The 18,629-nt window shown below is 70.8% G+C and carries 17 protein-coding genes; 5 read left to right on the forward strand and 12 right to left on the reverse strand.

Features of this window, described 5'->3' with window-relative positions:
- Positions 1-3: 3 nt before the first annotated feature.
- The 4 genes from OHO27_RS33215 to OHO27_RS33230 form a co-directional block, all read right to left on the reverse strand.
- Positions 4-1,791, reverse strand: a complete 1,788-nt coding sequence (locus OHO27_RS33215; RefSeq protein WP_328428650.1) for a glycoside hydrolase family 15 protein — start codon at positions 1,789-1,791, stop codon at positions 4-6.
- Between the two features lie 152 nt (positions 1,792-1,943).
- Positions 1,944-2,735 (reverse strand): SURF1 family cytochrome oxidase biogenesis protein, encoded by a 792-nt coding sequence (locus OHO27_RS33220; protein ID WP_328428651.1) that lies wholly within the window; start codon positions 2,733-2,735, stop codon positions 1,944-1,946.
- A gap of 49 nt (positions 2,736-2,784) precedes the next feature.
- Positions 2,785-3,018, reverse strand: coding sequence for a hypothetical protein (locus tag OHO27_RS33225; RefSeq protein ID WP_328428652.1), 234 nt, complete (start codon positions 3,016-3,018; stop codon positions 2,785-2,787).
- 79 nt (positions 3,019-3,097) lie between these two features.
- A complete protein-coding gene (locus OHO27_RS33230) occupies positions 3,098-4,132 on the reverse strand; it encodes a DEDDh family exonuclease (RefSeq protein ID WP_328428653.1) in 1,035 nt (344 codons plus the stop codon).
- 217 nt (positions 4,133-4,349) lie between these two features.
- Between OHO27_RS33230 and OHO27_RS33235 the strand changes: the two genes are divergently transcribed.
- Positions 4,350-5,060 carry a VIT1/CCC1 transporter family protein gene (locus tag OHO27_RS33235; RefSeq protein ID WP_328428654.1) on the forward strand — a complete coding sequence of 237 codons (711 nt, stop codon included), beginning with the start codon at positions 4,350-4,352 and terminating at the stop codon, positions 5,058-5,060.
- A 124-nt stretch (positions 5,061-5,184) separates the two neighbouring features.
- On the opposite strand, the gene OHO27_RS33240 is transcribed toward OHO27_RS33235, so the two are convergent.
- The 3 genes from OHO27_RS33240 to OHO27_RS33250 form a co-directional block, all read right to left on the reverse strand.
- Positions 5,185-6,192, reverse strand: coding sequence for a CopD family protein (locus tag OHO27_RS33240; RefSeq protein ID WP_443059645.1), 1,008 nt, complete (start codon positions 6,190-6,192; stop codon positions 5,185-5,187).
- A gap of 100 nt (positions 6,193-6,292) precedes the next feature.
- Entirely contained in the window at positions 6,293-7,705 is a 1,413-nt protein-coding gene (locus OHO27_RS33245; RefSeq protein WP_328428655.1) for a CoA transferase, read from the reverse strand.
- 47 nt (positions 7,706-7,752) lie between these two features.
- Positions 7,753-9,282, reverse strand: a complete 1,530-nt coding sequence (locus OHO27_RS33250; protein ID WP_328428656.1) for a S8 family peptidase — start codon at positions 9,280-9,282, stop codon at positions 7,753-7,755.
- A gap of 387 nt (positions 9,283-9,669) precedes the next feature.
- Between OHO27_RS33250 and OHO27_RS33255 the strand changes: the two genes are divergently transcribed.
- The 3 genes from OHO27_RS33255 to moaA all read left to right on the forward strand — a co-directional run bounded on the left by OHO27_RS33255 (position 9,670) and on the right by moaA (position 12,800).
- Positions 9,670-10,026, forward strand: coding sequence for a DUF485 domain-containing protein (locus tag OHO27_RS33255; protein WP_328428657.1), 357 nt, complete (start codon positions 9,670-9,672; stop codon positions 10,024-10,026).
- The gene (locus OHO27_RS33260) at positions 10,023-11,651 is read left to right on the forward strand and encodes a solute symporter family protein (RefSeq protein ID WP_328428658.1); all 1,629 of its coding nucleotides are present in this window, start codon (positions 10,023-10,025) and stop codon (positions 11,649-11,651) included. The genes OHO27_RS33255 and OHO27_RS33260 overlap by 4 nt, the downstream gene beginning before the upstream one ends.
- Positions 11,652-11,810: 159 nt before the next feature.
- Positions 11,811-12,800 (forward strand): GTP 3',8-cyclase MoaA, encoded by a 990-nt coding sequence (moaA, locus tag OHO27_RS33265; RefSeq protein ID WP_328428659.1) that lies wholly within the window; start codon positions 11,811-11,813, stop codon positions 12,798-12,800.
- On the opposite strand, the gene OHO27_RS33270 is transcribed toward moaA, so the two are convergent.
- Together OHO27_RS33270 and OHO27_RS33275 are read right to left on the reverse strand one after the other, a co-directional pair.
- Positions 12,783-13,010, reverse strand: coding sequence for a hypothetical protein (locus OHO27_RS33270; RefSeq protein WP_328428660.1), 228 nt, complete (start codon positions 13,008-13,010; stop codon positions 12,783-12,785). The genes moaA and OHO27_RS33270 overlap by 18 nt on opposite strands.
- 213 nt (positions 13,011-13,223) lie before the next feature.
- Entirely contained in the window at positions 13,224-13,622 is a 399-nt protein-coding gene (locus OHO27_RS33275) for a DUF3099 domain-containing protein (protein WP_328428661.1), read from the reverse strand.
- A gap of 244 nt (positions 13,623-13,866) precedes the next feature.
- Between OHO27_RS33275 and OHO27_RS33280 the strand changes: the two genes are divergently transcribed.
- Entirely contained in the window at positions 13,867-14,151 is a 285-nt protein-coding gene (locus OHO27_RS33280) for a GlsB/YeaQ/YmgE family stress response membrane protein (RefSeq protein WP_328428662.1), read from the forward strand.
- Positions 14,152-14,232: 81 nt separating this feature from the next.
- Here OHO27_RS33280 and tyrS read toward each other — a convergent pair whose 3' ends face one another.
- Genes tyrS through OHO27_RS33295 form a run of 3 tightly spaced genes read right to left on the reverse strand, consistent with a single transcriptional unit; the run spans position 14,233 to position 18,471 of the window.
- Positions 14,233-15,501: a tyrosine--tRNA ligase gene (gene tyrS / locus OHO27_RS33285; protein ID WP_328428663.1), complete on the reverse strand. Its 1,269-nt coding sequence runs from the start codon at positions 15,499-15,501 to the stop codon at positions 14,233-14,235.
- Positions 15,502-15,556: 55 nt separating this feature from the next.
- On the reverse strand, positions 15,557-16,951 hold the full coding sequence (locus OHO27_RS33290; protein ID WP_328428664.1) for a metallopeptidase TldD-related protein: 1,395 nt from the start codon (positions 16,949-16,951) through the stop codon (positions 15,557-15,559).
- A complete protein-coding gene (locus tag OHO27_RS33295) occupies positions 16,948-18,471 on the reverse strand; it encodes a TldD/PmbA family protein (protein WP_328428665.1) in 1,524 nt (507 codons plus the stop codon). The genes OHO27_RS33290 and OHO27_RS33295 overlap by 4 nt, the downstream gene beginning before the upstream one ends.
- Between the last annotated feature and the right edge of the window lie 158 nt (positions 18,472-18,629).

Genomic DNA, 18,629 nt, shown 5'->3' on the forward strand with positions numbered 1-18,629 from the left:
TCCCTATCCTGCCCCGTCGTCCCCGAACAGGGCGAGGGCGGTGTTGACCAGGCCGATGTGGCTGAAGGCCTGCGGGAAGTTGCCGAGCTGGTGGCCGGCCACCGGGTCGTACTCCTCGGCCAGCAGCCCCACGTCGTTGGTGAGCCCGACGAGCCGGTCGAACAGCTCGCGTGCCTCCTGCGTACGACCCGTCATGTGCAGCGCCTCCGCCAGCCAGAAGGAGCAGGCCAGGAAGGTGCCCTCGCCGCCGGGCAGCCCGTCGACGGCGGTCCCGTCGGTGCTGTAGCGGCGCAGGAAGCCCTGATGGCTGAGCTCGGCGCGGATCGCGTCGATGGTGCCGACGACGCGCGGGTCGTCGGGCGGCAGGAAGCCCACGCGCGGGATCAGCAGCAGCGCGGCGTCGAGTTCGGGAGAGCCGTAGGACTGCGTGAAGGTGTTCCGCTCGGCGTCGTAGCCCTTCTCGCACACCTCGCGGTGCACCTCGTCGCGCAACTCGCGCCAGCCGTCGAGGTCGCCGTCCAGCTTCGGGTTCTTCTCCAGGGTGCGCACCGCCCGGTCCGCCGCCACCCACACCATCACCTTCGAGTGCACGAAGTGCCGGCGGCCGCCGCGCACCTCCCACAGCCCCTCGTCGGGCTGCCGCCACGCCGTGCGCAGCCAGTCGACGAGGGCGGCCTGAATCGCCCAGACGTGCGGCTTGGCGGGCAGTCCCGCCTCCCGGCCCAGCGCCAGCGTGTCCATCACCTCGCCGTACACGTCCAACTGGAGCTGCTTCACGGCCAGATTGCCGACGCGTACGGGGGCGGAGCCGGCGAAGCCGGACAGCCACGGCACCTCGAACTCGGGCAGCCGCCGCTCGCCCGCCAGGCCGTACATGATCTGCAGGTCGGCCGGGTCGCCGGCGACCGCGCGCAGCAGCCAGTCGCGCCAGGCCTCCGCCTCCTCCCGGTAGCCCGCCGACAGGCCCACGTTCAGGGTGAGGGTGGAGTCGCGCAGCCAGCAGTGGCGGTAGTCCCAGTTGCGGACGCCGCCGAGCTCCTCGGGGAGCGAGGTGGTGGGGGCGGCGACGATGCCACCGGTCGGCCGGTAGGTGAGGGCCTTGAGGGTGATCAGGGAGCGCACGACGGCGTCGCGGTACGGCCCGTCGTAACGGCAGTGCCCCACCCACTTCCGCCAGTCCCGCACGCTGGTGCGCAAGGCCTCGTACGGGTCGACGAGCGGCGGGCGCGGCTCGTGCGAGGGGTGCCAGGTGAGGACGAACGCGACCTTCTCGCCCTTCTCGACCGTGAACTCCGAGTGCGTACCGAAGTTCCTGCCCCAGGTGCGCACCTCGGGTTCGCTGCGCAGCCACGCCGAGTCCGGGCCGGCGACGGCCACCCGGTGCCCGTCGGACTCGCGCACCCAGGGGACGACCGAGCCGTAGTCGAAGCGCAGCCGCAGTGTGCTGCGTACGGTGACGCGGCCGCTGAGGCCCTCCACGATGCGTACGAGGTCGGGCGCGCGGTCGCGCTGGGGCATCAGGTCCGTGACGCGGATCGCGCCCTCGTCGGTCTCCCACTCGGTGTCCAGCACCAGGGTGTCCCGGCGGTAGGCGCGGCGGGTGCAGGGGCCCTCGGCGTGCTTGGGGGCGATGCGCCAGTGGCCGTTGTCCTTGTCGCCGAGGAGCTTGGCGAAGCAGGCACCCGAGTCGAAGCGGGGCAGGCACAGCCAGTCGACGGAACCGTCCCTGCCGACCAGGGCGGCCGTCTGCTCGTCGCCGATGAGGGCGTAGTCCTCGATACGCTGGGGCACGCAAGTGCGGGTTCCCCAAGGGGCGATGGGCCAATCAGGGGTGGGGCCGCGGGAGTGATCCGGCGGCCGGGGAGCCGGTGCCGGAGAACCCCGGCAGCCTGAGCCGGCCACGGCGGGTGGGCGTAAGGCCGCCCCCGGGTCAACGCCGGGTACTACACACCCACCGGCTCGGCCTCGGCCGGCTTCTCCGTTTCCGCAGCCCGCCGGTCACGGGCCTCCCGACGAACCAGCACCAGCCACCCCACGGGCACCCCGGCAGCGAACAGCCACCACTGCAGGGCATACGCGTAGTTCAGCGGAGCGTTCTCGTTACCCGGCTTACCGATCAGCTCCGGCGCGTCCCCCGCCGGCTCGGGAGCCGTCTGCACGACGTACCCCCCGAGCACCGACGCGTCGAGACGCCGAGCCTCCTGCCCGCTGCTGATCAGCATGACCTGCCGGTCGGGAAGCCCCTTGAGGTTCTTGATCCCGCTGGCCTCGGTCGTCTCGTCGGGCATCAGCCGCCCGGTCACGGTGACACGGCCGCCCGGCGGCGCAGGAACCTTGGGGAACGCCGTCTGGCTGGGCCCGTCCGCGGGGATCCAGCCGCGGTTGACCAGCAGCACCTTGCCGTCCGTCAGGACGAAGGGCGTGAGGACGTGGAAGCCGACCTCTTCGTCGGAGTTGACGCGCCGCCTGACCACGACCTCCCGGTCGGTGTCGAAGTGGCCCTGCGCGGTCACCGTGCGGTACCGCTCCTTGGAGCTCACCGTGTGCCCCGGAGAGGTCAGCCTCTCCACGGGCAGCGGCTTGGCGCCCAGGGCGTCGGCGACCAGTTGGTTCCGGGCGCTGCGCTCCTCGTAGCGGTGCATCTGCCAGATGCCCAGCCTGATCATCGTGGGGATGAGCAGCAGGGCGACCAGTGTGAGGATCACCCACTGCCGGGACAACAGGAAGCGGTACACCCCACGACCGTACAACTCGGTCGTGGGGTGCGTTCAGGCGGGTACCGTGTCACACCTTGTCGACGATCCCCGCCTTTCCTTCCGCGCGGGCGCAGTGGGCGCCGCAATACCAGTGACCGTCGACCTCGACGCCCTGCCCGATGACCTGCACACGGCAGTGCTCGCAGATGGGTGCCATGCGGTGGATCGCACAGGAGAAGCAGTCGAAGACGTGCACCGCGCCCTGCGCGTGCACCTCGAAGGTCATGCCGTAGTCGTTTCCGCACACTTCACATGTCGCCATGCGCCACAGGGTGAGCCGTCCCCGCGGCCCGGGCGAGGGGGCTCCGGGCGAGTCGCGCGGCAATCACCCGTCCGTACGGTCACCGCTCCGACGCCGGTTCCACGTCCCGCAGGAGTTGTCCGAACGCCGCCTCGTCGATCACCGGCGTCCCGTACTGGCCGGCCTTGACGACCTTGGACGTGCCCGCGTCGGGGTCGTTCGTGACAAGCAGGCTGGTCAGCCGGGACAGACTCGTCGACACATGCAGCCCGGCCTCGATGGCACGGTCCTCCAGCAGGTCGCGCTCGACGGACGTGTCTCCGGAGAAGGCGACCCGCATGCCCTGTTTGAGTCGTTTGCCCTCTTCGTAGCGGCCTGGGTTGGGATAGGGGCAGGCGGGCCTCTTGCGGGACGGTCGCCAATTGGTCGGCTGATAACTGCTGTAGCCGGTGTACCCGCCGCTGCCGCCGTAGCCGCCCTGTGAGCCCGCCTGCTGACCGATCCGCGGGGCCGCCGTCGCGGTGTCCCGCCACTCGGTCAGCGGCAGGCACTCCTGCAGCGGCAGCCGCACACTGCCCGCCGCGGCGGCCCGCAGACTCGGCCGGAACGCCTCCGCCAGCACGCGCGCGTCATCCAGCGCATGGTGCGCCCGCTGCTGTACGACGCCGAAGTGTGCGGCCAGCGACTCCAGCTTGTGGTTGGGCAGCGGCAGGGCCAGCTCCTTGGACAGTGCGATGGTGCACAGCCGCTGCCGCACCGGGGCCCGGCGCTCCGCGCGCGCGTACTCCCGCGCGATCATCTGCCAGTCGAAGACGGCGTTGTGCGCGACGAGGACCCGGCCGTCCAGCCGGGCCGAGAACTCCTCGGCGATGTCCGTGAAGAGAGGAGCGCCCTCCAGCGCCTCGCTCGTCAGACCGTGGATCCAGACCGGGCCCGGGTCGCGCTCCGGGTTGACCAGCGTGTACCAGTGGTCCTCGACCTCGCCGCGCGCGTCCAGCCGGTACACGGCCGCGGAGATTATCCGGTCGTCCCGGGCCAGGCCGGTGGTCTCCACGTCAACGACCGCGTATCCCTGGGGATACGCGGTCGGCCATGCTGTGGGGGAGGGCGCTGCGGTCGCACGGTCTTCGAGCATGGTCACTGAGGATACGGGCCGGGACTGACACTCCTGCCCGTCAGGTGCCTTGCCTCGCCTGCCTGTTCGAACGCCACGAACGTCAGCGCGTCAACCGGTCGGCGTGCGCGTGGTGTTGCGGGAGCCGGGCAGTGGTGGCGGTCGCATGTGCTGAGCCCGGCGCCGGCCGGGAGCGTCGGTACGTTCCCGATGTCCCGTGCGGTGCGATCCTCCGCATATGACCGAACCAACGCACGACGAGGACCACGGCGGCGCGCTGGGGGAGCGGCTGAACTGGTTGCGGGCGGCGGTTCTCGGGGCGAACGACGGCGTCGTCTCGACCGCGGGGCTCGTCGTCGGCGTGGCCGGTGCGACCGACGAGCGTGCGGCCCTGCTCACGGCCGGGCTGGCCGGGCTGCTCGCCGGGTCGATGTCGATGGCGGCGGGGGAGTACGTCTCGGTCTCCACCCAGCGAGACTCCGAGAAGGCCGCGTTGGCCCAGGAGAAGAGAGAGCTGCGGGAGCGGCCGGAGGCGGAGCTGGCGGAACTGGCGGAACTGCTGGAACGACGCGGGCTGTCCCGGGAGGTGGCCATGGAGGCGGCGGTCCAGCTCACGGAACGGGACGCGCTGAAGGCGCACGCGCGCGTGGAGCTCGGCATCGACCCGGACCGGCTGACCAACCCGTGGCACGCGGCGTGGGCGAGCTTCCTGGCGTTCACGGTCGGGGCGCTGCTGCCGCTGCTGGCGATGGTGCTGCCGCCGGCGGACTGGCGGCTGGCGGTCACCGTCGCCGCCGTCCTGGCCGCCCTCGCCCTGACCGGCTGGAGCGGCGCGCGCCTGGGTGCCGCCGCCCCGCCCCGCGCGGTGCTGCGCAACATGGCCGGCGGGGCGCTGGCCATGGGGGTCACGTATGCGGCCGGGACGCTGCTGGACGTGGCGGGGGTGTAGCCCGTACGGCTCCCTGCGGGGCTCCCTGCGGCGGCGTACGGCGTGAGAGCCACGCTCGGCTGCTGCGACGTGGCGCTCTCATCGCGGAGACCCCACCGTCAGACCACCCGCACCGCGGAACCCCTTACCAGCGGATCGGCACCGGAAGGGCCGTCAGCAGCCCCGACACGGCAACCACCACGCCCAGGGCGACGACCTCCGCCCGCGCGGGCGAGCAGGCGGCCAGCGGTTCGGCCGCGCGGCGCAGCCGGATACGCGCCCACAAGGCGAGAGCGCCCACGGCCACCATCAGGATCACCTTGGCCAGCAGGACACGCCCGTAGGCCGTCTCGGTCAACTGGTGCAGGACCGTGTCCGGCGGCATCCGGCGCAGCGAGCTCCACACCCCTGTCGCCGTGATGGCGGCGAGCAGCACGGCCGCCACGCGCGCGTAGAGGCCCAGCAGGGCCACGCTCGCCTCCCTGACGCCCCATCCGCGCAGGGTTCGCAGGGCATACAGCAGCCCGCCGACCCAGAGCGTCGCGCAGGTCAGGTGCACCAGCGTCAGACCGGAGCCCAGCAGGGGGCTGTGCTCGGTCGTGGGGTGCGCGCGCAGCGCCTCGGCGACCACGACCGCGGCCAGCGGCCAGAGCTGGGTGCCGGGCCGGCGTGAGAGGGCGCACAGCCCGGCCACGGCGAAGGCGTTGACCTCCAGCAGCGCGAGCTTGCCGTCGCGCGTCGCGTAGAGGCCGCCCACGTCGAGGTCGGCCGGGCTGCTCGGCACGAGGTTGCCGGTGGACACGACCGACGCGAGGGCCAGCGCGGCGACGAATCCGGCCGCCGCCGCATAGGGCGCCCAACTGCGGGGCATGGCCGGGGGAGCGCCGGGCACGGACCGGGCCAGCCGGTTCACGAACAGCTCGCCCACCGCGACGCACAGCGCCGCGAACAGCACCGTGCGCAGCAGTCCGATCCCACCGGTGCCGGGCGCGGCGGCCTCCCCGGTGCCGTGCAGCGCGGCCGACGGCCCGAGCAGGGGGATCAGCGCCGCCAGCGCGACCAGGACGAGAACGGCCACGGCCCGGCTGACTCCGGGGCGGGGTCTTGGAGCGCTCCCGTCGGCCACACCGAGGGAAGGTCTTATCAACGTCACCTCAAGATCTTCACAAAAATCACATAGTCGGGCAAGCACCAGAAAACAAGTGGTGGTGCGGCGTTCCGCCCGGGGGTACGGCGCCGGTGGGCTCCGGCGCTCAGACCCACCGCGCCGGATCCGCGCCCCAAGCCCCCGGCGGCCGAGCCCAGTCGACGGGACCGCCCGCGAACGACAGCGGCGACCGGGCGTACCGCAGCTTCCCGAGCGCGCTGTCCCGCTCGGTGAGCCAGGCGTCGGGCGCGTCGTAGGCCTCCGACGCCTCCGACGCCACGGTCCCCTCGGGGCCGGGCCGGATCCCGGTCGTCAGCCACTTCGCCGTACGCGCCAACGACAGCCGTACGCACCGGCCGTACCCCTGCTCCAACTGCTCGGTCAGAGTCCGCAGCACGGCAGCCGCCAGCAGATATCCCGTCCCGTGGTCGAGGGCCTGTGCGGGCAGCGCCCCGGGTTGCCCGGCCGATCCGCCGGCCATGCCTCCCTCGGTCGCGGCGACCCCGGTGGCGACCTGCACGAGGCTGTCGAACCCGCGCCGCCCGCCCCATGGCCCGTACGCCCCCCAAGCCGACACCTCCGCCACGACCAGCCCCGGCCGCCGCTCGGCCAGTGCCCGCGCCGACAGCCCGAACCGGTCCAGGGCGCCCGGCCGGTACCCGGTGACGACGACGTCGGCCGTCGCGAGCAGTTCCTCGAAGGCGCGCCGGTCCGTCGTCAGGTCCAGCGTCGCCGAGCGCTTTCCGAAGCCCGTGTCCGCTTGCTGGTCGGGGAGTTCGGGCAACTGCGGCGGGTCCACGCGCAGGACGTCGGCGCCTAGCAGCGCGAGGGTGCGGGTGGCGACCGGTCCGGCGATGACCCGTGTCAGGTCCAGTACGCGTACCCCGGCGGCGGGCAGCAGGGGAGAGCCGTCGAGGGACGGGAGCGCACGCGCGCGTGCCGTGCCCGACCACTCGTGCTCGACCAGTGGCCGCCGCGCCACCGCGACCGCCTGCTCGTGCGCCGCCCACTCCTCGGGCGTACGCAGCGCCACGGCCAGCCCGCCGGCCGCGTACACGGCTTCCTCCACCTCGCGCGCGGAACGCTCGGCGAGCGCCGCCCCGACGGCGTCCGGATCCTCCTGTGTCACCCCCAGCGCGGCCAGCAGCCGGGCCCGGTGGTGCGGATAGTTGGCATGGGTGCGGACCCAGCCGTCCGACGTGCGCCAGAACCGCGACAGCGGGGCGAAGTTGACCGGTGCGCGCCCGTCGACCAGCAGATGGCGTTCGCTCACGAACGCGGTGGCGATCGCCCCGTCGTCCAGCCGCGCCCCTGGCACCTCGGCGAGCCCGGCCCGCCGCGCCCCCAACTCGGCGGCGGCCAGCGCGCACGCGCCCACGCACGCGCGCGCCAGCTCCCGTACAGGAAGGCGCGCACGCAACGCGCCTTCCCGCACCACCGTCGACAGCCGCGGAAGAAGGGCGGGATCGCCGCCCACCGCGGACCAGGCAGAACTGATCGGAGTGCTGATCGGAGTCATGGCTGCACTATGCAGTATTTGACTCAGTCAACGGAGTGGTTTTCGACTCAGTCGACGGCGTCCAGCGCGTCGACGATGCCGAACCCGTAGAAGCCGTTGAACCGCTTGCCGCCCTCGCACACCGCGTCCTGCTTGCCGTCGCCGTCCTGGTCGTACGACTCCGGGCAACCCGGGTTGTCCGCCTGGGCCTTCAGGAGTGCGTGCAACTGGGCTGCGGTCGCGTGCGGGTACCGGGACTTCAGCAGCGCGGCCACGCCCGCGGCGTGCGGGGAGGCCATCGACGTGCCCTGCAGGAAGCCGTACTTGCCGTCCGGGAGGGTGGCCAGGATGCGCCCGTTCTTCGACGGGGTGTCCGGGATCTGGTAGAGCCGGTCGCCGCCCGGCGCCGCGATGTCGATGACGCCGTAACCGTACGTGGAGTAGTACGACTTGACGTTCTGCACGCCCGTCGCGCTGACCGTGACGATCCCCGGCAGCTGCGTCGGAATGTCGAAGCACTCGTGCGGGTCGACGGTGCGCTCGGCCGGGGTCGAGTCGTCGGGGCTGCTGTCGTCGACGATCGCGTCGGAGGCGAGGTCGTGGTTGGAGTTGCCCGCCGACGCCAGGTTGAGCGTGCCCTTCTTCTGGGCGTACTGCTGGGCCCTGTTGACCGCGTCGACGATGGCCCGCTGGTCCGGGTCGTCCATGCAGTTGTAGAGCCACGGGTCTACGTAATAGCTGTTGTTGGTGATCTCGACGCCGTGATCGGCGGCGAACACGAAGGCGCAGACGACGCTTTCGGGGTAGTAGAGGCCGTTGACCGGGTCGCTCACCTGGATGGCGGACACCTTGACGCCGGGGGCGACGCCGGCGATGCCGATGCCGTTGCGGGGCGCGGCGATCTCGCCCGCCACATGGGTGCCGTGGACGTCGGTGGTGGTGTACGGCCGCCACGCGCCGGGGCTGGTGTCCGCCTTGCCGCCCGCGCAGTTCGCGGACTGGCCGGCGGAGAAGTTCGGCGCGAGGTCGGGGTGGGTGTCGTCGACGCCGTTGTCGATCACGGCGACGGTCACCCGGCGGCTGCCCGGGTTGATCTTCGCCGCCCGGTCGGCGCCGATGGCGCGCAGGTTCCACTGGTCGGCCTCGAGAGGCTCGTCGGCGCCCGCCGCGGCGCTCTGCGTCCGCGCCGCCTGCTGCTCCGTCATGAGCTGGGCGGGGCCCTCGTCCGTGGTCCCGGCGGCGGTCAGGGGGGCCGTACGCGAGGCACCCGCCGACTGGACGCCCCGCACCTTGCGCATCACCTTCGCGAAGTCGGGGTTCGCCGAGTGGACGACGATCACGCCGATCCTCTCGTACGCGATCACGACCGTTCCGCCGGCCGTGGCGATCGCCTCCCTCACCGACTCGATCGTGCGGCGGTCCTGCCGGGTGTTGACGACGTAGGCCAGAGCGGGCGCGTCCGTGACCCGCGCGACGGGCTGCGCGGGCGGTGCGGCCGCGGCCGATGCCGCCGTCGGCAGGAAGCCGAGCGAAGCCGTCAGGGACAGGGCGAGCGGGACGGCGAGGCCGAGTCGGCGTCTGGACCGCGAATGAGCCATGGGATCTCCACATCATCCGGAACGAGACCACCCGAGACACCGGTTGGCGCTCAGGCAGGTACATGACCAGTGGTGCAGAGGCGAAGCTATCCCCGAACCTGCTGGCCAGCAATCCGACCGAACGACTTCGGAAAGAAGTGCGGGGAGTTGAACCGGTCCGCGCGTGGCGCCGTGACCTTGGACAGGAGGCGCGAGCACGATCGAGCCCCCCTGTTGGATCACGCGCCGGGGCCCTAACATCGCCAGCCGGTTCAAGTGATCCGCGTCATTGCGAGGAACAGAGCCGTCATGCCCGTACCCGACCCGTCCCCCACCCCTGATCCGTCCCCGATTCCCGAACCGTCCCCGTCCACCGTCGCAACAGCGCCCGCAACGCGAGGAGACTCCGTGGCCACCGACGCACCGCCCCCCTCGAAAGAGCAACACAAACTCCCTTCCACCGAGGAGTTCGTCGAGGTGCACGAGAGCGCGGAGTTCGGTGAACTGCGCCGCTCCTACCGCTCCTTCGCCTTTCCGCTGACCGTCGCCTTCATCGCCTGGTACCTGCTGTACGTCCTGCTGTCCAACTACGCGGGCGACTTCATGGGCACCAAGCTGTTCGGCAACATCAACGTCGCGTTCGTCCTCGGTATCGCCCAGTTCGTCACCACGTTCCTCATCGCCTGGTGGTACGCGCGGCACGCAAGCGCCAAGCTCGACCCCAAGGCCGAGGCCATCAAGACCCGTATGGAGGGCGGCGCATGAGCCCCGCGATGACCCATGTGCAGCTCGCCGCCAACGAGGCCAGCGAGCACCGGACGCTGATCATCACCCTGTTCGCGCTCTTCGTGGTCGCGACCCTTTTCATCACCGTGTGGGCGGGCCGCCAGACCAAGGACGCCGCCGACTTCTACGCGGGCGGACGGTCCTTCAGCGCCTTCCAGAACGGCCTCGCCGTCTCCGGCGACTACATGTCCGCCGCGTCCTTCCTCGGCATCGCGGGCGCCATCGCCCTCTTCGGCTACGACGGCTTCCTGTACTCCATCGGCTTCCTCGTCGCCTGGCTGGTCGCGCTGCTCCTGGTGGCCGAGCCGCTCAGGAACTCCGGCCGCTACACGATGGGTGACGTCCTCGCGTACCGCATGCGCCAGCGCCCGGTGCGTACCGCGGCAGGTACGTCCACGATCGTCGTGTCGATCTTCTACCTGCTGGCCCAGATGGCCGGTGCCGGTGTCCTGGTCTCGCTGCTGCTCGGCATCACCTCCGACGCGGGCAAGATCCTCATCGTCGGTCTCGTCGGCGTCCTGATGATCGTGTACGTCTCCATCGGCGGCATGAAGGGCACCACCTGGGTCCAGATGGTCAAGGCCGTCCTGCTCATCGGTGGCACGATCCTCATTACGTTCCTGGTACTGCTGAAGTTCAACTTCAACATCTCGGACCTGCTGGGCAAGGCCGCCGAGAACAGCGGCAAGGGCGCCGCCTTCCTGGAGCCCGGCCTTCAGTACGGCGCCACCGGCACCTCCAAGCTGGACTTCATCTCCCTCGGCATCGCCCTGGTCCTCGGCACCGCGGGCCTGCCGCACATCCTGATCCGCTTCTACACGGTGCCCAACGCAAAGGCCGCCCGTAAGTCCGTGAACTGGGCCATCGGCATCATCGGCGGCTTCTACCTGATGACCATCGCCCTCGGCTTCGGCGCCGCAGCGCTCATCTCGCAGGACGAGATCATCGCGTCCAACCCAGCCGGAAACACGGCGGCACCGCTGCTCGCCCTGCATTTGGGCGGCGTCGACTCGGCGTGGGGCGCGATCCTGCTCGCCACCATCTCGGCGGTGGCCTTCGCGACGATCCTCGCGGTCGTCGCCGGCCTGACGCTGGCCTCGTCCTCGTCGTTCGCCCACGACATCTACGCGAACGTCATCAGGAAGGGCCAGGCCACCGAGAAGGAGGAGGTCCGGGCCGCCCGTCTCGCCACCATCGGCATCGGCGCGGTCTCCATCCTCCTCGGCGCCCTCGCCCGCGACCTGAACGTCGCCGGCCTGGTCGCCCTGGCCTTCGCGGTCGCGGCCTCCGCCAACCTGCCGACGATCCTCTACAGCCTGTTCTGGAAGAAGTTCACCACCCAGGGCGCGCTGTGGTCGATCTACGGCGGTCTGATCGTCGCCGTCGGCCTGGTGTTGTTCTCGCCCGTCGTCTCCGGCGACCCCAAGGCGATGTTCCCCGACGTCGATTTCGCCTGGTTCCCGCTGAAGAACCCGGGCATCATCTCCATCCCGTTCGGCTTCCTCATGGGCTGGCTCGGCACGGTCCTGTCCAAGGACGAGCCCGACGCCGGCAAGTACGCGGAGCTGGAGGTCCGGTCCCTGACCGGCACCGGCGCCCACTAGCAAGCCCGCTGAGAGCGCCTTCCGAGCGGCCGCGTCGTAGATCCCTACGACGCGGCCGCGTCGTACGTCGTGGGATTCGGCCGGTGTCGCTGTCAGTGCGGTCACGTAGGCTCGCATGTGTAGGAAGTTGAATCTGGTCGTGACGAGGAGGGGGCCCACGTGCTCATCGACACCTACGGCCGAGTGGCAACCGACCTGAGGGTTTCGCTGACCGACCGCTGCAACCTGCGGTGCACCTACTGCATGCCCGAGGAGGGTCTGCAGTGGCTGGCCAAGCCCGACCTGCTCACGGACGACGAGATCGTCCGCCTGATCGACATCGCCGTCACCTCCCTCGGCATCGAGGAAGTCCGCTTCACCGGCGGTGAGCCCCTGCTGCGCCCCGGACTGGTCGGCATAGTCGAGCGCGTCGCGGCCCTGGAGCCCCGCCCCCAGATGTCGCTGACCACCAACGGCATCGGCCTCAAGCGCACCGCGGCCGCCCTGAAGACCGCGGGCCTGGACCGGGTCAACGTCTCCCTGGACACCCTCCGCCCGGACGTCTTCAAGACCCTGACCCGCCGCGACCGCCACAAGGACGTCATCGAGGGCCTGCACGCCGCCCGCGAGGAGGGCCTGACCCCGGTCAAGGTCAACTCGGTGCTGATGCCGGGCCTGAACGGGGACGAGGCCCCCGACCTGCTCGCCTGGGCCGTGGAGCACGACTACGAACTGCGCTTCATCGAGCAGATGCCCCTGGACGCCCAGCACGGCTGGAAGCGCGACGGCATGATCACCGCCGGGGACATCCTGACGTCCCTGCGCACCCGCTTCGAGCTGACCCCCGAGGGCGAGGCCAAGCGCGGCTCGGCCCCGGCGGAGCGCTGGCTCGTCGACGGCGGCCCGCACGTGGTGGGTGTCATCGCCTCCGTCACCCGCCCGTTCTGCTCGGCCTGCGACCGCACCCGCCTGACGGCCGACGGTCAGGTCCGCACGTGCCTGTTCGCCACGGAGGAGACGGATCTGCGGGCGGCGCTGCGCTCCGACGCGCCCGACGAGGAGATCGCCCGCATCTGGCGGCTGGCGATGTGGGGCAAGAAGGCGGGAGCGGGCCTGGACGACCCGTCGTTCGTGCAGCCGGACCGGCCGATGTCAGCCATCGGTGGCTGAAGGGACCTCTTCCCACTCAGCAAGCAGGACCACGTCCTTCAAGAACCCCCGCACCCCGAGGAACTGCGACAGATGCTCGCGGTGCTCCTCACAGGCGAGCCACGTCTTGCGCCGCTCCGGCGTGTGAATCTTCGGGTTGTTCCACGCCAGCACCCACACGGCGTCGGCACGGCACCCCTTGGCGGAGCAGATCGGGGTCTCGTCACTCACAGATTCGTCTCACAGATTCGCGCACAAAAGGCGACGCCGAGCAGCCACGGGGGGAGCTGCCCGGCGTCGGTCTGTCGCTCCGACGGGGGATGCGGAGCGCCTACGAAGTATGTCACGGGTAACCCGCCGCCCGGCACCGGAACAACACTATTGATCTGAGCTTTTCCTGAGCTTGGCTTGGACTAGGCTTCCGGAGGGAAAGGGTCCGCGGGATCACGCCCCGTCGCGGGGTTTGCTCTGTGTCCCTGGCGCGGAGTCGCCCACGACATCTTCCGGGACCGATTCCGTGAAACCGTCATTCGTCTGCGGCGGCGTGATCATCGGCCGCATCGGCGCTGCCACGAACGTGGACGGCAGACCTGGCGCATTCTCCCGCCCCGCGTTGGCGATCACCACCGCGATGTACGGCAGGACCGCGCCGAGCACCAACGCCACGATCGCGACGTGGCGTTCGACGTTCCACAGCGTGGCTGCGAGGATCACCGACAGCGTGCGGATCGACATCGAGATGATGTACCGGCGCTGCCGGGCGCGCACATCGTCCTGGAGACCCGCCCGGGCTCCGGTGATCCGGAACACCTCGGTGTTGCCGCTCGTGTGCAGCTTCCGCATCACATTCCACCATCCGCCCGCATCGGACTCTCCCCTGCCCGTACCCGTCCGCCCCCGGTCGGGGTCCCGGGCCAGGACACCCTCCACGGTACGCCTCGCCTCCGCCGCCTACGAGACCGGGGCACCTGCCACCTGGAGGAACGCCGCCAGCCGTAACGCGTACGGCGGTACCCGGCATGCGGCGTACCAGGGCCGGACCAAGACTGGGCGTACTGCTCACCCCGAGCCGTACGAGGAGGCAGCCATGGGCTGGTTGTGGGCGATCATCGTGGGATTCGTGCTGGGCCTGATCGCGAAGGCGCTCATCCCCGGCAAGCAGCACAGCCCCCTCTGGCTGACCACCATCTTCGGCATCCTCGGCGCCATCGTCGGCAACGCCGTCGCCCGGGCGTTCGGTGTCGAGGCGACCCGCGGCATCGACTGGAGCAGGCATATCTTCCAGATCGTCGCCGCGGTGATCATCGTGTACCTGGGCGACATGCTGTACATGGCGACGCTGGGCAAGCGGAAGCATCAGACCCGAGCGTGATCATGGCGATGGGGGCGTGATCATGGCGATGGGGCGGCCTCCCTTTCCAGGAGGCCGCCCCATCGCTGTGTGTACGTCCGCTCAGACCCCGGTGACCTCGACCGCCGCCAGGTTTTTCTTCCCGCGCCGCAGCACCAGCCACCGCCCGTGCAGCAGGTCCTCCTTCGCGGGCACCGCGTCCTCGCCGACGACCTTGACGTTGTTCACGTAGGCCCCGCCCTCCTTCACGGTGCGCCGCGCGGCGGACTTGCTGGCCACGAGGCCGACTTCGGCGAGGAGGTCGACGACCGGGCCGAGCTGCTCGACCTGGATGTGCGGCACCTCGGAGAGGGCCGCGGCCAGCGTCCGGTCGTCGAGCTCCGCCAGCTCGCCCTGGCCGAAGAGGGCCTTGGACGCGGCGATCACGGCGGCCGTCTGATCGGCGCCGTGCACCAGCGTCGTCAGCTCCTCGGCCAGTGCACGCTGCCCGGCACGGGCCTGCGGACGCTCCTCGGTCTGCTTCTCCAGCTCCTCCAGCTCCGCACGGGACTTGAAGGACAGGATGCGCATGTAGGTGGAGATGTCCCGGTCGTCCGCGTTCAGCCAGAACTGGTAGAACGCGTACGGCGTCGTCATCTCCGGGTCGAGCCAGATGGCCCCGCCCTCGGTCTTGCCGAACTTGGTGCCGTCCGCCTTGGTCATCAGCGGCGTCGCCAGAGCATGCGCATTGGCGTGCGGCTCCAGCCTGTGGATCAGGTCCAGACCGGCCGTGAGGTTGCCCCACTGGTCGCTGCCGCCCTGCTGGAGCGTGCAGCCGTGCCGCCGGTACAGCTCCAGGAAGTCCATGCCCTGGAGCAGCTGGTAGCTGAACTCCGTGTAGCTGATGCCCTCCTCGGACTGGAGCCGGCGGGCGACCGAGTCCTTGGTCAGCATCTTGTTGACGCGGAAGTGCTTGCCGATGTCCCGCAGGAACTCGATGGCCGACAGGCCGGCCGTCCAGTCCAGGTTGTTGACCATCATTGCGGCGTTGTCGCCCTCGAAGGAGAGGAAGGGCTCGATCTGGGCGCGCAGGCGGTTCACCCAGTTCGCGACCGTCTCCGGGTCGTTCAGCGTGCGTTCGGCCGTCGGGCGCGGGTCGCCGATCTGGCCCGTCGCACCGCCGACCAGCGCCAGCGGGCGCAGGCCCGCCTGCTGGAGGCGGCGCATGGTGAGGACCTGGACCAGGTGGCCGACATGCAGGCTGGCCGCGGTCGGGTCGAAACCGCAATAGAACGTGACGGGACCGTCCGCGAGCGCCTTGCGCAATGCGTCCTCGTCAGTGGACAGGGCGATCACGCCGCGCCACTTCAGCTCGTCGACGATGTCCGTCACGGTTCTCGTGTCTCCTTGATGATCTCGGGCAGTCGGGTGACAGCCGACTACGAGGTTATACGCCCTGACTGACAGAGCTCATGTTGAAATCGGGGATGCGCAGCGCCGGCATCGCGGCCCTGGTGAACCAGTCGCCCCACTCCCTGGGCAGGGTCTTCTCCGTGCGCCCCGCCTCCGTCGCCCGCCCCAGCAGGCCCACCGGCGACTCGTTGAACCGGAAGTTGTTCACCTCGCCCGTCACCTCGCCGTTCTCGACGAGGTACACCCCGTCCCGGGTCAGGCCCGTGAGCAGCAGCGTCGCCGGGTCGACCTCGCGGATGTACCAGAGGCAGGTCAGCAGCAGCCCGCGCTCGGTGTTCGCGACCATCTCCTCGAGCGAGCGGTCCTCGCCGCCGTCCAGGATCAGGTTCTCGATGCCCGGCGCCACCGGCAGACCGGTCAGGCCCGCGCTGTGCCGACTGGTGGTGAGGTGCTTCAGCCGGCCCTCGCTCATCCACTCGGTGGCGGCGAGCGGCAGCCCGTTGTCGAAGACCGACTGGTCGCCCCCGGAGGAGTGCGCGATCAGGAAGGGCGCCGACTCCAGACCCGGCTCGTTCGGGTCGCTGCGCAGCGTCAGCGGCAGCTCGCTCAGCTGCTCGCCGACACGTGTCCTGCCGCCGGGCCTGGAGAACACCGTCCGGCCCTCGGCCGCGTCCCGCCCCGATGCCGACCAGAGCTGGTAGATCAGCAGGTCGGCCACGGCGGTCGGCGGCAGCAGCGTCTCGTACCGGCCCGCCGGCAGCTCCAGGCGCCGCTCGGCCCAGCCGAGGCGTACGGCCAGCTCGGCGTCCAGCGCCGTGGGGTCCACGTCCTTGAAGTCTCGCGTGGAGCGCCCCGCCCACGCCGAGCGGGTGCGGTCCGGGGACTTGGCGTTCAGCTCCAGCGTGCCGTTCGGCTGGTCGTGCCGCAGCCGCAGCCCGGTCGACGTGCCCACGTACGTCGAGACCATCTCGTGGTTGGCGAAGCCGTACAGCTCCCGGCCGCCCGCCCGCGCGCGTGCGAACGCCTCACCGAGCGCCGGGGCGAAGTCGGCGAACACCGTGGACGACGTCTCGGCCGGGGCGTCCGTGAAGTCCGGCGACGCCGGTACGTCCGCCACCAGCGGCTGCGCGTCCTCGGCGGGCCCGGCGCCGCGCGCGGCGGCCTCGGCGGCCCGCACCAGCGGCTCCAGCTCGTCCACCGTCACGGCCGACCGCGACACGACCCCGGAGGCCGTGCCCTCCTTGCCGTCCACCGTCGCGACGACGGTGAGCGTCCGCCCGCGCGTGACGCCGTTCGTGGTCAGCGCGTTGCCGGCCCAGCGCAGATTGGCGGTCGACTGCTCGTCGGCGATCACGACGCACCCGTCGGCCCGGGACAGCTCCAGGGCCCGCTCGACGATCTCGTGCGGCTTGTTGGTACGGGCGCTCATCGACCGGCCTCCTGCGTGGTGTTGAGAATGTTGACTCCCTTGAAGAGGGCCGAGGGACAGCCGTGCGAGACCGCCGCGACCTGCCCCGGCTGCGCCTTGCCGCAGTTGAAGGCGCCGCCCAGGACATACGTCTGCGGACCGCCCACCGCGGCCATGGAGCCCCAGAAGTCCGTGGTGGTCGCCTGGTAGGCGACGTCCCGCAGCTGGCCGGTGATCCGCCCGTTCTCGATCCTGAAGAACCGCTGCCCGGTGAACTGGAAGTTGTAGCGCTGCATGTCGATCGACCAGGACCGGTCACCGACCACGTAGATGCCCCGGTCGACGCCGCCGATCAGATCCTCCGTCGACATCCCGGCCGGATCCGGCTGCAGCGACACATTGGCCATGCGCTGCACCGGCACATGGCCGGGGGAGTCGGCGAACGCGCACCCGTTGGACCGCTCGAACCCGGTCAGCTTCGCGATCCGCCGGTCCAGCTGGTAGCCGACGAGCGTGCCGTTCTTCACCAGGTCCCAGGACTGGCCCTCGACGCCCTCGTCGTCGTATCCGATGGTCGCGAGGCCGTGTTCGGCGGTGCGGTCACCGGTGACGTTCATCAGGTCGGAGCCGTACCGGAGCTTGCCGAGCTGGTCGAAGGTGGCGAAGGAGGTGCCGGCGTAGGCGGCCTCGTAGCCGAGGGCGCGGTCCAGTTCGGTGGCGTGTCCGATGGACTCGTGGATGGTCAGCCACAGGTTGGAGGGGTCGACGACGAGGTCGTACGGCCCCGGCTCGACGCTTGGCGCCCGCATCTTCTCGGCGAGCAGCCCGGGGATGCGCGCGAGCTCGTCGTCCCAGTCCCAGCCGGTGCCCGTCAGGTACTCCCAGCCGCGTCCTGCGGGGGGCGCGATGGTGCGCATGGAGTCGAACTCGCCGGTCGACTCGTCCACCGACACGGCCGTCAGCTGCGGGTGCAGCCGGACCCGCTGCTGGGTGGTCACGGTCCCGGCGGTGTCCGCGTAGAACTTGTTCTCGTGGACGGTGAGCAGCGAGGCGTCGACGTGGTTGACCCCGTCCGCCGCCAGCAGCCGCGCGCTCCAGTCCGCGAGCAGCCCCGACTTCTCCTCATCGGGCACGGTGAACGGATCGATCTCGTACGACGAGATCCACGTCCGGTCGGTGTGCACGGGCTCGTCGGCGAGCTCCACCCGCTCGTCCGACCCGGCGGCCTTGATCACCTGGGCGGACAGCTTCGCCATTGCCACCGCCTGCGAGGCGACCTTGGCGGCGGCGTCCAGCGTCAGATCCACCCCGGACGCGAACCCCCAGGTGCCGCCGTGCACGACCCTTACCGCGTACCCGAGGTCGGTGGTGTCCGACGACCCGGCGAGCCTGGCGTCCCGCAGGCGCCAGGACGCGCTGCGCACCCGCTCGAACCGGAAGTCCGCGTGCTCGGCACCCAGCGCACGCGCGCGTGCCAGCGCCGCGTCGGCCAGGGCGCGTAGCGGAAGCGCCGTGAAGGCTTCATCGATCGTATGGGGCACGGAGGTCTCCCTGCTGTCGTGGCCTGTCGGGACCGATCATGTCGCGCGGCCGGGCCCACGGACCACACGTTTCCGGCTGGACTGCGCAACTTTCTGTAGGGACCCGACAGTGACACCCGTAAGCCACTGTCGGTGCCCGAATGTCCCCCGGCGCGACC

It is taken from the genome of Streptomyces sp. NBC_00443, assembly GCF_036014175.1.
Lineage (GTDB): Bacteria > Actinomycetota > Actinomycetes > Streptomycetales > Streptomycetaceae > Streptomyces.

Bases quoted from the DNA above. Each gene is read 5' to 3' on its own strand.
- OHO27_RS33225 (WP_328428652.1), bottom strand. From the start codon at position 3,018: ATGGCGACATGTGAAGTGTGCGGAAACGACTACGGCATGACCTTCGAG.
- OHO27_RS33245 (WP_328428655.1), bottom strand. From the start codon at position 7,705: ATGACTCCGATCAGCACTCCGATCAGTTCTGCCTGGTCCGCGGTGGGC.
- OHO27_RS33280 (WP_328428662.1), top strand. From the start codon at position 13,867: ATGGGCTGGTTGTGGGCGATCATCGTGGGATTCGTGCTGGGCCTGATC.
- OHO27_RS33290 (WP_328428664.1), bottom strand. From the start codon at position 16,951: ATGAGCGCCCGTACCAACAAGCCGCACGAGATCGTCGAGCGGGCCCTG.
- OHO27_RS33230 (WP_328428653.1), bottom strand. From the start codon at position 4,132: ATGCTCGAAGACCGTGCGACCGCAGCGCCCTCCCCCACAGCATGGCCG.
- OHO27_RS33260 (WP_328428658.1), top strand. From the start codon at position 10,023: ATGAGCCCCGCGATGACCCATGTGCAGCTCGCCGCCAACGAGGCCAGC.
- OHO27_RS33250 (WP_328428656.1), bottom strand. From the start codon at position 9,282: ATGGCTCATTCGCGGTCCAGACGCCGACTCGGCCTCGCCGTCCCGCTC.
- OHO27_RS33275 (WP_328428661.1), bottom strand. From the start codon at position 13,622: ATGCGGAAGCTGCACACGAGCGGCAACACCGAGGTGTTCCGGATCACC.
- OHO27_RS33235 (WP_328428654.1), top strand. From the start codon at position 4,350: ATGACCGAACCAACGCACGACGAGGACCACGGCGGCGCGCTGGGGGAG.